A 14,237-nucleotide genomic window follows, 5' to 3' on the forward strand; every position below is an offset into this window, starting at 1 on the left:
AAGAGGCCTTTCTTCGAATTTTTAGGGTATGCGGTGCGGTATGCAGCTAAAACCCGTTGATTCGCCTATTTGCCACTGAGGCAGTCCCGGAACAGATACCGCTGGAACTTTAGGTTTCTGAACCGGAAGGTGCGGGGAAATCCCTTACTTCAGGCGGACCGTTTGTTTCGAGCTTGCCGATTCATACGCCGCCAGCGCCACCCGCGCCGAATAATATCCGTCTTCACCGGAAATCGCAACCGGCTTGCCGTCCCGAATGCTGTCCACGAAGCTGTTAATGAGCCCTTCATCCATATCGTCCCCCCAGAAGCTCCAGGCGGCTTTGCCCGTGATATCGCTGTACACATCGTTCTTCTGGGCGAACGAATCGATGTTAATCACGCCCTTGGTACCGATAATCTCCAGCGTGACATCCCCCCAGGTCGGGAAGGTCCGGTTTCGAGACCAGCTTGGATCAAGAACAGCCACAACGCCGTTTGCAAATTTGACATGGACCATGCCGGCATCGTCAATATCGGTTTCATGAAACAGTGTTTCCGCATGGGCGTACACTTCCTCCGCGACGCTGCCGGTAAACCAGTGCATCAAATCCATTACGTGAACGGTATGGTCCAGCACCGCTCCGCCGCCGGAATGCTCGCGCTCGATAAACCATCCCCCCGGCATGGTGCCCCGGTTGGTTCCCTTCATCGCCAGGATCTCGCCGATCTGACCGGCGTCGATCACTTCCTTCGCCTGCCGGACCGACGTAATGAACCGGCACGGGAAAGCCGTCATCAGCTGCACGCCGTTGTCCTTGCAGGTCTGAATCATATCCAGCATCTCGGATTCGGACAGCCCGAGCGGCTTTTCGCAGAGAACGTGCTTGCCCGCAGCCGCCGCCCGCTTCGTGATCTCCGCATGACGGGCATTCTCGGAACAGATCACAACGGCGTCCAAAGCTTGTGCCAATAGTTCATCGTAATTCGCATAATACGGAATGCCCCGCTCTACCGAGTAAGGGCGTACCCGTTCCGCATTCTCATCGGCAATGCCGACCACCTCAACGTCTTCCCGTTTCTGCATGGAATTCAAATAGCTGACCGCATGCATATGGGCAAAGCTAATAAATCCGACTTTAATTTTGTTCATGATGCATTCCCTCCCATAATCACAGGCTGTCCCGTCCGGGCCGAACGCTCTGCCGCCAAAGCGATTTCTACCGCATAGCAGGCATCCGCCGCGCTGACCCTAGGTTCGCTGCCGTCTTGAATGCACTTGATGAAATGCTGCACCTCATCATAATACGGATCGTGGAGGCTGGGGCTTGAAGGAATCTGAACGGCTGCCTGTTCTCCCGACGGTCCGGCGGCAAGCTTGATATCCAGCGACTGCACCTGATTGCTGTCAAACCGGATGATCCCCTGGTCTCCCGCAATTTCAAACTGGGTTGTAAACGGTCCGGGGTAACCCCAGTATCCGGTTAGGTTCGCAATTGCGCTGCTTTTGAATCGAAGCGTGACCTGGGCATATTCCATCTCAGGCTCTTCCCGTTTGATCACGGAAGCGAAGACGGACTCTACTTCGCCGAACAGCCAGCAGGCAAAATCAATATCATGAATCATTAAATCCAGAATGACGCCGCCGCTTTGATCATGATTGCTGTACCAGCCGTCCATTCCCTTCGGATAGGAGCCGTATCGCTTGAAGTGGGCCATCTTCGCCGTTCCGATCACGCCCGAGTGCGCTTGACGGTAAGCATTTGCATAATTCGGGAAGAAGCGCACGACATGCCCGATGAATAACCGGACGCCGTGCTTCTCGCATGCAGCCTTCATTTCAAGCGCATCCTCTAGCGTGAGCGCTGCAGGTTTTTCGCAGATGATATGGAGTCCCTTCTCCGCCAGCTTCAGGACAAACGGTTTATGCAGATAGGTCGGCAAGCAAATCGCAACCGTTTCCAACTCTTCCTGCTGAAGGAGCGTATCGACATCCGTATATGCCTTCGCACCGGACACGGCTGCAGCCTTCTCCGCCCGCCCGGCGTTAATGTCTACAACACCCGTAACCTTGACTCCAGGCATGGCTGCAAGATTGCCCGCGTAAGCCATTCCCATCGTTCCACAGCCTATGATCGCTATGTTCACGTTAAATTACCTCCATTATCCTTGAATGATGATCTCCTCGCACCGTTTTTTTGTTGGTGGCCAGGACGGTAGTGCCTTCTTTTGAAAATATGGCTGACCTACATAACATTCTTCAACGTTCTTCGCATTCCTGCTCAAGAAGACGGATTATGTCATTTTTTGAAACCCGGTCGTTAACTTGGTAAAGTGTATATAGATGCTTCCATAAACACAGAATTTTCGATCTAGGGCAAGAGGTGGGGAGTAACAATGCACGTCGGACTTTTACCGTTCCTCCTTCCGAATTCGGGCGCCGCTTGACGGATCCTTCATGTTTAGACACAATTACCGATACAAGAAAGAGAGAAAGGGTGTAGAGAACAATATGACGAATCCCGTTGTATCAACCAAGTATGGACGAATTGAAGGCCGTTTGGAGAACGGCGTCCGCATATGGAGAGGCATCCCCTATGCAGAGCCGCCGATCGGCAAACTTCGCTTCCGCCCTCCTGTACCGCCGGCAGCCTGGGAAGGGATTCTGGATGCACGCCAGTTCTCTCCAATGTGCCCGCAGCCCGTGGAATCCTCCTCCAGCATGATGACCGGTGCGGTTACGAAGACGATGTCCGAGGATTGCCTGTACCTGAATGTATGGGCACCCGGGCATCAAGCCGGGGAGCCGCTGCCGGTCATGGTATGGATTCACGGCGGCGCATTTGTAACGGGCTCGGGCAGCCTGCCGACTTATGACGGCCATTCCTTCGCCACGCGAGGAAACGTCATACTGGTCACGATCAATTACCGACTGGGGCCGTTCGGCTTTGTCCATCTCAGCCCTTTTCACGAAGCCCTCTCTTCCAATGTCGGTCTGCTGGACCAGATTGCGGCGCTGACGTGGGTTAAGGACAATATCGCCGCATTCGGCGGGGACCCTGACCGGGTTACCGTCTTCGGCGAGTCGGCTGGCAGCATGAGCATTGCCGCGCTGCTCGCCATGCCGGCAGCCAAGGGGCTGTTTCATCAAGCGATCATGCAGAGCGGAGCTTCGCAGGCGCTGCCTTCGGGACAGGCGCAGCAGATTGCCGGCGGCCTGCTCCAGGAGCTTGGCGTAACCGCCGATGGGCTGGATCAGCTGGAGGCCATGACTGCGCAGCAGATTTTCGAGGCCGGGGAACGACTGAAGAAGCGGATCGGGCCCGGCGTGAACATGATCTTCCAGCCTGTCGTCGAGCCGGACACGCTGCCGCTAGAGCCGCTGCAGGCGGTGCAGGCCGGGTCAGCCGCATCCGTGCCGCTGCTCATCGGAACGAATCTCGAGGAGGGAGCTTTGTTCTTCCGGCCTAACTCGCCGCTGATCAAGGAAGAGCATCTGGTGCATGCTGTCGAAGCGATGACCGGGATTCAGGACGCGGGCGCCTTTACGAAGCAATATCCTTACACCATTGATGGCCATGCCCAAATCATGACCGACCTCTATTTCTGGCGCTCTGCCGTTCAATTCGCGGCAGCTCACAGCGGGCAGGCTCCGGTCTGGATGTACCGGTTCGATTGGACGCTCCCGGAGCATCCGGTTCTCGGCAAAGCGATGCATGCTTTGGAAATCCCGTTCGTGTTCAACACGGTACGACTGTTCCGCAACATTGGCGTTGAAGTTGACCGGGACACGCAGTCGCTTGCAGAACGGATGCAGGATGCCTGGGCCGCATTCGCCCGCACCGGATCCCCGGACACGCCGTCGCTGCATTGGCCACAGTACGACCGGAGCGAACGGTCGACGATGATTTTCAACCGCCACAGCGAGGTTGCCAGCGATCCGGATTCGGACAAGCGCATGATGCTGGGATTGTAGAATTACGGGACAAGGCGGACCGGCTCCCCTAATCAATCCCGATTTGAGGAGCACCGGGACCGAGACAGCATGCGGGCAGCCGGATCTCGAACAAGCTTTCCCAGCGACTAACCGAATAAAAGCTGTACGCCGCGCATGAACCACTAGCGCGAAAGCGTACAGCTTTTTTGGCATACAGCATATTTAATTTTTTACTATCCCATCTCCCGCCTACTTGACCGCTCCCTGCGTAATGCCGTTAATGATCCATTTCTGGGCGAACAGATAAATGATGATCATCGGCAGCATGGCCATCAGGTACGAGGCGAAGGCCAGATTGAAATCGGTATTGAACTGCCCTTGGAAAATGTACTGCACCAGCGGCAGCGTATAGGAATCCGTGTCGCTGATGATGATGAGCGGGAGCAGGAAGTCGTTATAGGTGGACAAGCAGATCAGGATGCCCACCGTTGCATTGATCGGCGCCATAATCGGGAAGATGATCCTCCAGAAGGTGCCCCACGTGGACGTCCCGTCAACCCGGGCCGCTTCCTCAAGAGCAACCGGTATAGACTTGATGTAGCCGACATAGACAAACACGTTGAACGCGAGCGCATAGACGGTGTGCAGAATCGTCAGTCCCACCAGATTGGTCATGTTCAAGCCGGCCGTCAATTTCACCAGCGGCAGCATAATGATCGGAAAAGGAATGAACATCGCGCTGATGAAGTAAAAGTAGAGCCCCTTGAAGAACTTCCGGTTCATGTTACGCGCAATCGCATAGGCCACGAGCGAATTCGTAAGCAGCGTCAGGACGACCGTTGCGGTCGTTACCATGGCGCTGTTGCCCAGGGCATTGAAGAAGTTTGTCATGGCGATCGCATTGGCGAAATTCTCGAAATGAAGCTCCTTCGGCAGGCCGAACACCGATGTCAGCATATCCTCCGGCGATTTGAGCGCGATCGTAACCGTCATGTATAACGGAAACAGGATCAGCACGGTGCCCAAGGCAATGAGGATCATGACCGGCCAATTGGTTCTTGTCCGCATTACATCTCCGCCTCCCTTCCCTGTAAAAACCGGATTTGCGCAATGGACACGGCCGCGATGAGAATAAAGTAAATGACCGAGTTGGCGGATTGATACGCGAACTCGCCGCCCTCGAAGCCCCCCGTATAGATGAGATGCGAGATGGACTGCGTCGCACGGCCCGGGCCGCCGTTTGTCAGCGCCACGATCTGGTCGAACACCATCAGGGAATTCTTCATCGCCAGCACCATGTTAATCGTGAAGAACGGGGCGATCAGCGGGAAGGTGATCTTCCAGAATTCCTGCCAGCGGTTCGCGCCGTCCAGGTTCGAGGCCTCATATAACGTGCCCGGAATCGTCTGCAGCCCGGCCAAATACAAAATCGTATTATAGGCGACGCCCTGCCACACTGCCACGATGACGATGCCGATCCAGGCGTGCTGCTCGCTCCCCAAAAGGTTGGTCGAGAGCCAGCCAATGCCGAGGTTCTGCCCCCATATCGTAAAGACGTTCGAGAATAAATAGTTGAAAATGTAGCCGACGATCAGGACGCTGAGAATATTCGGCAGAAAGTAGATGCCCCGAAAAAAATTCCTCGCCTTGATCTTTGCGTTCAGTCCCATGGCGATCAGGAGACTGAGAATATTGATCAGAATCGTGACCACGACCGCGAACTTGAACGTGAACCAATAAGCGTTGCCGACATTGCCGTCTTTGAACAGATTCACGTAGTTTTTGATTCCAATGAAATCATAATGGTCGCCGAATCCGTTCCAGTTTGTGAAGGAATAATACACGCCCTGCAGCGCAGGCAGGGTCAGAAATACGAAGAACAGCACAACTGCCGGTACGGTCATCAAATAGTAAGGCATAAGCCGCTTGTTCATGCTTGAATCCTCCTCATTGTTCATTGGAATGGCGTTGGTCAGGGCTGTCTGTTCCTCAACGTCTAGCGCCTGTCCGCAACCTTGTCCCATTCCGTATCCAGCTTCTTCAGATAGGCGTCAATATCCCGATTTTGAAGAAAGGACTGGATAATGGAGTTCAATTGAACGGCAGCCGGGATGTAGTGGTCGGCAAAATCGACCACTTGTCCTCGCTCAAGGTAAGGCAAAAGCTCAGCCACGGCCGGATCGTCCTGCGTAACGCCCTGGACGGTTGAGAACAGCGTCTGCTCCGAGATGTACTGCTTGCTGTTCTCCGGCTCAAGCAAAAATTCGATAAACCGCATTGCCTCCTCCTTATGCTTGGATTCTTCGGCGACCGCCAGCAAGGTGTCCACTCCCGAAATCAGCTTGTTCGATTCCGGATCGTCGCCGGTCGGCAGCGGAAAGAAGCCGATCGGCGCCTCGGGATTGGCCTTCCGGATTTCGGAAATCGCCCAAGTCCCCTGAATGTACATGGCCGACTCGCCTCTGGCGAAGGCGCGGTTGCCGTCGGCGTAGTTTTTGCCGAAGTTGTCCCCATGGCCATACTCCATCAGCTCCAGCTGCTTCTCCGCAATCTCACGGTACCGGTCCGCGAACGTGACCTTCCCTTCCCTGCGATCCAAATAAAACTCGATGCCTTCCAGATTGGAGGCCAAGGCGTTGAACGGAAGCACCGTCTGCCAATCGTCCTTGTATGTGAAGTAGAACGGGATCGTTCCCCCGTCCTTTGCCTTCTGCGCGGTGGCCAGCAGCTCGTCCCAGGTGCGCGGAACGGACAGGCCCAGCTTGCTGAAAATCTCCTTGTTGTACATCACGCCGTTGGCGTTCGTGGAATATGGAATGCCGATGACTTCCTCCATGCCGGAAACGTCCTTCAGCATTTGCACGTAGGTTTCGTCTATCCGGCTCAGCAGCGGACTGCCGGTCATATCCATGAAAATGCCGCTCTGGGCGAGCAGAGAATATGTATCGGTTGCCCCCATGCCGACGATGTCGGGAATATCGTCCTTAACGACCCGTGTCTTCAGGACCGTCTCCGCATCCGGCGGATTGACTTGAACGACCGTAATGTCGGATTGGGATTCGTTAAACTTCTGAATCAATGCATCGAAGGAGCCCTTGGCTTCGGGCTTGTTCTGGAAAAATTCAATCTGCACGCGCCCGGATGTGTCACTGCCGCCGCAAGCCGTGAGCATGCATATCAACAGGATGCTTACGCTTGCCGCCAACCCTTTTCCAAACTTCATCGTCCGCCCTCCATTTCAATTCCTGATGCTGTAACAGGTACGCTTGCTTCATACCTTGTCTATTTACTACCCTTATCGCTTGGTTGCTAAACGGCGCTAGGGGCGCGACCGGTCATGCGGATCGAGCGGACGAACGCAAAAAAATACCGGCAGATCAGGAGTTTCATCCTGTTCTGCCGGCAGATATTGGTGCCTGTTGCTAATCGGTGAGGCTAAATCCTACTCCAGCCACTTTTTGTGGATTGCGTCGAATTTGCCTTGCAGCTTCATTTCATCAATCCACATTTCCAGGTAGCTTGCATACTCGAAGTCGCCGCGAGGAATCATGTAGCCCTTCTCGCTGTTCGTGAAAGGCTTATCCGTCAATGCAGCGTACAATCTGGAGTCAGCCTTCGCATAAGTGATCGCTTCGATCGTATCGGTGATCATTACGTCATACGTGCCGTCCGCAACCAGATGCGGGATGTCCAGGTTGTTAGGAACAACGGTTACGTTCGCATTCTTCAGATGCTCGCGCACGAACACTTCGTTTGTACCGCCTGGGTTCACGCCAATGCGTACGGAAGGCTTGTTGATGTCTTCAATCGTCAAGTATTTGTCCTTGTCTTCAGCGCGGATCAGAGGCGCTTTACCGAAGGAGATGTAGCCTTGGGAAACGTATGCTGTTTTTTGTCTAGCTGTGTTACGAGTAACTCCGCCTACGGCGATATCGAATTTATCGTTCTGCAGATCCTTCATCATCGTGGACCAAGTCGTGTTCACGAACTGAACGTCTACGCCAAGATCTTTACCCAGCTCTTTCATCGCGTCAACGTCGTAGCCTTCGTACTCTTTGGTCTCCGGATTCAAATATGTAAACGGCTTGTAGTCTCCGGTCATGCCTACCCGAATATAGCCTCTTTCAATAATTTCATCCAATTGGGATTCCGCTTGTTTCTTAAGCTGTCCCGGTGCTTGGGATGAAGCGGATTTTGCGGAAACGTCCGGTGTTCTCAGAACCTCGTTTGCCGCAAAGCCTGTTGCTACGAGGGATAAGCTGACTACCCCTGCCAGTAATACCTTTTTCCAATTCTTAGCCATGGTTTCAATTCCTCCAGTTTTCTTCTTGTTGTAATTCTTGCTTTCTTGCATAGCTAGCTTCTGCTTGCTTGCCTACCTAACTTCTGCTTTCTTGCATACTTGCATCTGCATACTTGCTACATTCTTGCATCTGCATTCCTGCTTCTGCTTGCTTGCCTGTTTTGCCTCGTACCCCTGTTTGCTGCTTGACTCTCTTAACGCTTTCCTACAGGCATCCCCCCTTTCAAGCAGCTCGGGGAGACTACAATTTGAATTTTGCCAGCTCTTTGCTAAGCTCCTCGGCTACGCTCTCAAGCTGCTTAACCGAATTTGAAATCTCCTTGATCGTCACGATCTGCTCTTCAACAGCGTCTGCCACATTCTTCGCATCGCTGGACGTATGGTCGGCGATCGATTTCAGCTCTTCAATGGAAGCGCTGACCTGCTCGGAGCCTGCCGACATCTCTTCGGAAGCCGCCGAAACCTCGAGAATATGATCAGCCACGTTCCGGGTCGCATACAGGATGTTATCGAACTTCTCGCGCACCTCTTCAATAAGCGCGATGCCTTCCTGTACATCCTTACGGCTGACGTCCATCACTTCGACCGCGTTCAGCGTGTCTTCCCGAATCTCGGTGATCAGCTTCGCAATTTGATCGGTGGACGCTTCCGATTGCCCTGCCAGCTTCTTCACTTCTTCAGCGACGACTGCAAAGCCTCGGCCATGCTCCCCTGCTCTTGCCGCTTCAATCGAAGCGTTGAGCGACAGCAGGCGGATGCGGGAAGTGACCTCCGTAATAAAGCTCAAAATCTGCTCGATTTCCGAAGAACGTTCGTTCAAACGCTCGATGGCGGTTCCAACCTTGGATGTCCCCTCGCCGATGTTGCCGATCTGCTTCACGGCCTGCTCAACGACGACAGAGCCGCTCTCCGCCTGCGTTGCCGCTTCCTGCGCAGCCTCGGACACCATGGATGAAGTTTCCGCAATTTTCACGATGCCGCTCGCCATATCGCTCATCGATACAGCGATCTCGGAAGAGCTTGCAGCATGGGCGTTCGCTCCGCTCGCAATTTGGCGAATGGACGTTCCAATCCGGTCGACGCTGTTCAAAGCCGTATCGACTCCGCCTGAGACAACCTCGGTTACGGTCAGCACCTGCTTGGATGAATCGTTCACTCCATCGACCAGATGTTTCAGATGGGATACCGTCTGGTTGAAATCGCCGGAGAGAACCGCGACCTCGTCCTTGCCCTTCACTTGAATCGTCTTGGTCAAATCCCCTGCGGCCACTTCCTTCACGGCCGCATTCAGCTTACGAATCGGCTGCACAATCTGCGACGTCACCCAATATGCTGCAGCGATGGATACAAGCAGCGCTCCTGCCGAGATGGCAACGAGCGTTACCGATAGCTTGGAGATCGGAGCGTTCAGCTCCTTGCTTGGCGCCGTAACGAATACGCCCCAATTTAATTGGGACGGGGCATAGGCTGCCGTATATGCCGTTCCGTCCAGTGCATATTGGAATTCTCCCGGCTGGCCTTGGCTCACCTTTTCATAAGCTTTCGTCAGTTCCGCATCGACATCCTGAACCTTGGTTTGCAGGACAAGCTCCTCGGACGGATGCCACATGAACGTTCCGGTACGGCTCAACAAGAAGGCATAGCCGGTTTCGCCAAAGGATTGATCTGATACTTTCTTCTGTACCTCGTTAATCGGAAGCGTCGAGCCCATATATCCGTACTGCTTCCCGTCCTTCATGAGCGGAATGATCATCGTCACGATGTTGTTTCCGGTCCGCTTGGACAGCACAGGCTCCGACACGACAATCTTGCCCTCGCCCTTTCCGGCTTCCTGGTAATGAACCCGGTCGGACACGTCGGTAACCTCTCCAAGGAAGTTGATTACGTTCTTTCCTGTCAGATCATAGGAGAAGAAGAAGGTTTCGAATTCGGCATTCTGTTCCTGCGCCTTCTGAATCAACTTCAAATCCTGCTCTTTGTCCCCCGTAATGAACTTGCCGACGGTTTCGATCTTCGCAATTTCCGCGTTCAGAAAGTCGTCGATTTGCAGCGCCAGATTCTCGGCGCTCAAGAGCGCTTCCTTGTCCAGACTGTCTCCCAGCAAATTGGATGAGCTGTTATAGGTTACCGCGAAGACAGTGCCGAGACTGACAAGCAGAATCAAACAAATCATCGTTATCATCTTTTGCTTAAGGCTCTTTAGCATGGCTCTAAAATCCTCCCCAAAAATGGTTCCGGGGTCCTACTCATTCCTGTGTCCAAAATTTTTGCGCATGCTCTCTTTTTGTGTTAAGGCGCGCTCACTACAAAAACAAAAACGAACAAGCGGTATCGAAAAAATATTGGTATAAGCTGGACTGTAAGACTCCGCTTAGTTTGTTATCGGCAGCTTAGGAGAGGAATTTAAGAGCTTCATTTCACTTTTTACAAAATTCGACTTCTTCGTTCGCATACGAAACGCATTTGGTGGATTTAGGAAAAAAGGACCAATATAGTCTATTCATCACATCATCTATAGACCTGAGGCAGGTTCGGCAGGACTTATTCCAGGCTTTATGGAATGTTAAAGGCAGGATGATTAGGAGTGAATACATATGGCTTTCGATTCCGAATTTTCAAGCCTCATAACCCCGTTTGTGCCTCTTTTTCGACGCTACTGTCTACAACTTGCATCGGGCTCTAGTTGGGATGCCGAGGAGCTGCTGCAGGAATCCCTGATCAAGCTTCATCGATCGCTATCCCGATCGCAGGATCGCCCGATACCAAGGCGTACCTATACCAGGTCGCCCGCAGCGTCTGGATCGACAGCTATCGCAAGCAGCGCCGTCAGGCCATGCTCCCTGGAGACGACTTACCGGAAAGAGAATACGAGGAGGACGGTTTCCTTATCCGGGAGACGATCGAACTGATCGCCGGCCGGCTTACTGCCAAGCAGACGGTGCTGGTCATTCTGGTGGACATTTTCTTGTTTACGGCCAAAGAGGCGGCTCAGCTTATCGAGAGCACCGAAGGAGCCGTGAAGGAAGCATTGAAACGGGCCCGCAAACGGTTAGCCAAGCTGCAAGCGGAGAACGGAGCATCCGTTCCGCCTTCTCCGCTGCAGGAGCCTTCCGGCTCACCGGCTTGGTTCGAGGCGCTGATTCACGGCTTTCAAACGGCCAACCCGTATGCCATTGCCAATGCCTACCTGTCCATCAGCGCAAACCGCATCACGCTGCGCCAGGTCCAGCGTTCCGGACAGGCGCTGTTCTTTACGTTCTGGGATCCTGACGGACATTTGCTTGCCTTTAGGACAAAATTTTTTTTCGAGCCCGTTTCTTTTTCCGCATCGTCTTCCGTTTCTTAGAGTGATCACACCTATGGGAAGGCGTAGATGAGAAACAAGTTAACCAATTGATATGAGGAGCGTGAAAGTAAACCATGGCAATTACACCGCACCGCGTTGCCGTAATTCAATGGCCGGTCAAAGACGTGGAGAAATCGCTGAAATGGTATCAGGAGCTGCTGGGGGTACAGCTGTCTTTCCCCTATACCCCTGGAGATCCCGCCGCTTGGCTGTGCATCGGCGATGTCGGATTTGGCCTCGTACAGACCGAGGACATCCCGAGACTTCAATTTACCGATTCGCAGGGCAAGCTGCAGTCCATCGTCCAGCTTCAGGTCGATGAGATCCAGGAGGTGTACCGGCATCTGCAGAATAGCGGGGTGGCCGTCAGCGAAATGAGGTATATTGAGGACGGCGGCTACAGCTTCAGCTTCACCGATCCGGACGGCAATCACGTTAGTCTGTGGGGCGGCTGGCCATCATCTGACGAAGAACGGCCGGAGTAGGCAATGAGTTAAGCCTCTTCACGACAAAAAAAGCTGTTCACCACAGCGATTCGTTCGCTAAGGGAACAGCTTTTTTGTGACGGTTGGCTGACCATCAGGTGACCTCCGTCAAGCTATTGAAGACAAGGCGTCAGAAAGACAGGCAGGCGCCCCTAAGGCATAAGCCCGCAGCAGTTTCGACTTATCGGACATATTCGTTATAGATATGAAGCAAGGTCTTCCTGCTCGATCGAACGTGATGCGCTTCGCGAAGACTCCGCTGGAGCAGCTCGCCGGATATCGGAAGCTCCGACACCGATGCCGGGCCGCCGACCGAACGCATCAGCTCACTAAGCTCGGCCGGACTCGGGATTTGTTCCAGAAGCAGCCGGATGTCGCTCCAGTGCTCGGATACCCGATGACGGATGCGGTCCGCTTCCTGCTCCGCTTTCGTTCCCGTTTCCCCGAAACGCCCTGCGCGGATTTCAAGCCCTTCTTCCTTTATCGCATGGTACAGACGCGAGATTTCAATGCAGGCTGCGCCCACCTTGGCTCCGTGGAGCAGCTGTTTCTTGCCGAGCCGGATAAACTCCATCTCCCAATAATGGGACAGATGATGCTCCGAGCCCGATGCGGGATGCGACTGACCGAACAGCAGCATCGCCAGGCCGGACTCGATCAGCGCCTCCATCAAGATCCGGATTCCCTCCTCGGTCCGTCCCGCGATCATTCCCGCCGCATCCACGCATTTGCGGAGTGCCGCCGCCGTGATGTCCGCGGATCGGTCCAGGTAAGGCTCATCAGCGATCAGGCTGCCGAATCTCCAGTCGAAGAGCGAGGTGTATTTCCCCAGCATATCCCCGAACCCGGCAGCGGTGAGCGGTGCGGGGGCCTGCATGAGAATGTCGACATCGGCAAAAATCGCGCTTGGTCCGATGGCGGGGATCGTCCTTTTTTCCCCCCGCACGATAATCGGCGCTCCCTTGGACGTAAAGCCGTCCACGGATGCCGCCGTCGGCACCGAGACGAACGGAAGGCCGGCTGTATAGGCCGCATACCGGCTAATATCGTGAATCGTTCCGCCGCCCACCGCAAGCACGGCGCCCGCTCGGCTCTGCTGAATATCCAGAATAACCTGGATCAGCGAGGCTTCATCGGCAATGACATCATCTTTGGCATCAGGGCGAAGCAGCGTTACCTGCACCTGAAGCGATGCACGGACGAGGAGCTTCTCCAATGATTTGCCGGCCTTCTCGTACGTATTGCGATCCGCGACCAAGACGACCGAGGTCCAGCCTTTCTGCTCCAAGAAACCGGCAACGCCGGACAAAGCCCCGGATTCTATCCGGATCGTCTCGACTTCATCGAGATTGGCGAGATGCTGCGCCGGCAAATCTGCCGTCTGCTTCCTAATGTTTGATAACAAAGAGCTCATCATTGGTCACCCTTCTTTCGGGTTAGCGCAAGCGCCGGAAGCGGATCGTTGCAGGTCATGCCGGTTACGCCACATTCCAGCGAAGCTCGGACCCCTTCCTCATCGTCCGGGCAGTAGCTCCAGACGAGCAGCCCTTGCTCCTGAAACCGCGCGACGATCGCCGGAGACAAGAGCGACATCTCAATGCCGATCGCCCACATTTTTGCATATGTGCCGTCTTCGCCAGGGACGAAATGCGACATTTTCTCTCCGGGAAAGCCTTGGGTCTTCATTCCGTAAGCATCGTGTATATAAGTAAGCACCTCAGCATCAAAACAGGTAAACACGCAGCGCTCCAGGTATCCGTGCCGGCCTAATATCGCGATCGTCAGATCCGCAGCTTCCTTAGCATCCGGACTCGGCTTAATCTCCACGTTGCACAGCACCTCGGGATATTCCGCCAGCAGCTCGCACAGCTCCTCCAAGGTCGGTATGACGTGGCCCTTGAACGCCTGCCCGAACCAGCCGCCCGCATCCAGCGCCTTCAGCTCCTCCAGCGTAAAGTCGCTTACCTTGCCGGTACCATTGGTCGTCCGGTCGACGGTTGCGTCATGAATGACGACGACCTGGCGGTCCTTGGACAGCCGGAGGTCGAATTCCAGCATGTCGACGCCGAGCTCCAGCGCTTCGCGAAATGCCGCCAGCGTATTTTCCGGATAGGCCGCTTTGTAGCCGCGGTGTGCGGCCACCATGATGCCGGCTTGTTCCTGCAGTCGTTCGATCATAAGTCCTGCC

13 protein-coding genes are annotated in these 14,237 nt (G+C 54.4%); 4 read left to right on the forward strand and 9 right to left on the reverse strand.

The window, feature by feature from the left end; translation table 11 throughout:
• Window positions 1–144: 144 nt before the first annotated feature.
• Complete coding sequence (locus NST44_RS01530; RefSeq protein WP_028407403.1) at window positions 145–1,131, reverse strand: Gfo/Idh/MocA family protein; 987 nt, start codon at window positions 1,129–1,131, stop codon at window positions 145–147.
• Entirely contained in the window at window positions 1,128–2,126 is a 999-nt protein-coding gene (locus tag NST44_RS01535; RefSeq protein WP_007132457.1) for a Gfo/Idh/MocA family protein, read from the reverse strand. The genes NST44_RS01530 and NST44_RS01535 overlap by 4 nt, the downstream gene beginning before the upstream one ends.
• A 364-nt stretch (window positions 2,127–2,490) precedes the next feature.
• On the opposite strand from NST44_RS01535, the gene NST44_RS01540 reads away from it, so the two are divergent.
• Complete coding sequence (locus NST44_RS01540; protein WP_028407402.1) at window positions 2,491–3,954, forward strand: carboxylesterase/lipase family protein; 1,464 nt, start codon at window positions 2,491–2,493, stop codon at window positions 3,952–3,954.
• A gap of 210 nt (window positions 3,955–4,164) precedes the next feature.
• Here NST44_RS01540 and NST44_RS01545 read toward each other — a convergent pair whose 3' ends face one another.
• From NST44_RS01545 to NST44_RS01565, 5 genes are all read right to left on the reverse strand, one after another.
• The gene (locus NST44_RS01545) at window positions 4,165–4,983 is read right to left on the reverse strand and encodes a carbohydrate ABC transporter permease (protein ID WP_028407401.1); all 819 of its coding nucleotides are present in this window, start codon (window positions 4,981–4,983) and stop codon (window positions 4,165–4,167) included.
• On the reverse strand, window positions 4,983–5,849 hold the full coding sequence (locus NST44_RS01550; RefSeq protein ID WP_028407400.1) for a carbohydrate ABC transporter permease: 867 nt from the start codon (window positions 5,847–5,849) through the stop codon (window positions 4,983–4,985). The genes NST44_RS01545 and NST44_RS01550 overlap by 1 nt, the downstream gene beginning before the upstream one ends.
• Window positions 5,850–5,911: 62 nt before the next feature.
• Window positions 5,912–7,138: an ABC transporter substrate-binding protein gene (locus NST44_RS01555; protein ID WP_028407399.1), complete on the reverse strand. Its 1,227-nt coding sequence runs from the start codon at window positions 7,136–7,138 to the stop codon at window positions 5,912–5,914.
• Window positions 7,139–7,357: 219 nt separating this feature from the next.
• A complete protein-coding gene (locus NST44_RS01560; protein WP_007132462.1) occupies window positions 7,358–8,218 on the reverse strand; it encodes a transporter substrate-binding domain-containing protein in 861 nt (286 codons plus the stop codon).
• Window positions 8,219–8,459: 241 nt separating this feature from the next.
• Entirely contained in the window at window positions 8,460–10,424 is a 1,965-nt protein-coding gene (locus NST44_RS01565; protein WP_340897466.1) for a methyl-accepting chemotaxis protein, read from the reverse strand.
• 388 nt (window positions 10,425–10,812) lie between these two features.
• Here NST44_RS01565 and NST44_RS01570 point away from each other — a divergent pair, with 388 nt between their 5' ends.
• The 3 genes from NST44_RS01570 to NST44_RS01580 all read left to right on the forward strand — a co-directional run bounded on the left by NST44_RS01570 (window position 10,813) and on the right by NST44_RS01580 (window position 12,049).
• Window positions 10,813–11,127 (forward strand): sigma factor, encoded by a 315-nt coding sequence (locus tag NST44_RS01570; protein ID WP_232239458.1) that lies wholly within the window; start codon window positions 10,813–10,815, stop codon window positions 11,125–11,127.
• The gene (locus tag NST44_RS01575; protein WP_232239457.1) at window positions 11,052–11,564 is read left to right on the forward strand and encodes a sigma factor-like helix-turn-helix DNA-binding protein; all 513 of its coding nucleotides are present in this window, start codon (window positions 11,052–11,054) and stop codon (window positions 11,562–11,564) included. Before NST44_RS01570 ends, NST44_RS01575 begins: the two co-directional genes overlap by 76 nt.
• A gap of 74 nt (window positions 11,565–11,638) precedes the next feature.
• On the forward strand, window positions 11,639–12,049 hold the full coding sequence (locus NST44_RS01580; protein WP_340897472.1) for a VOC family protein: 411 nt from the start codon (window positions 11,639–11,641) through the stop codon (window positions 12,047–12,049).
• 181 nt (window positions 12,050–12,230) lie between these two features.
• On the opposite strand, the gene NST44_RS01585 is transcribed toward NST44_RS01580, so the two are convergent.
• Window positions 12,231–13,463 (reverse strand): sn-glycerol-1-phosphate dehydrogenase, encoded by a 1,233-nt coding sequence (locus NST44_RS01585; protein WP_340901401.1) that lies wholly within the window; start codon window positions 13,461–13,463, stop codon window positions 12,231–12,233.
• Entirely contained in the window at window positions 13,463–14,227 is a 765-nt protein-coding gene (locus tag NST44_RS01590; protein WP_340897473.1) for a glycerophosphodiester phosphodiesterase family protein, read from the reverse strand. Before NST44_RS01590 ends, NST44_RS01585 begins: the two co-directional genes overlap by 1 nt.
• Window positions 14,228–14,237: the final 10 nt, after the last annotated feature.

The sequence above is a fragment of the Paenibacillus sp. FSL W8-0919 genome (assembly GCF_038003785.1).
Lineage (GTDB): Bacteria > Bacillota > Bacilli > Paenibacillales > Paenibacillaceae > Paenibacillus_AQ > Paenibacillus_AQ lactis.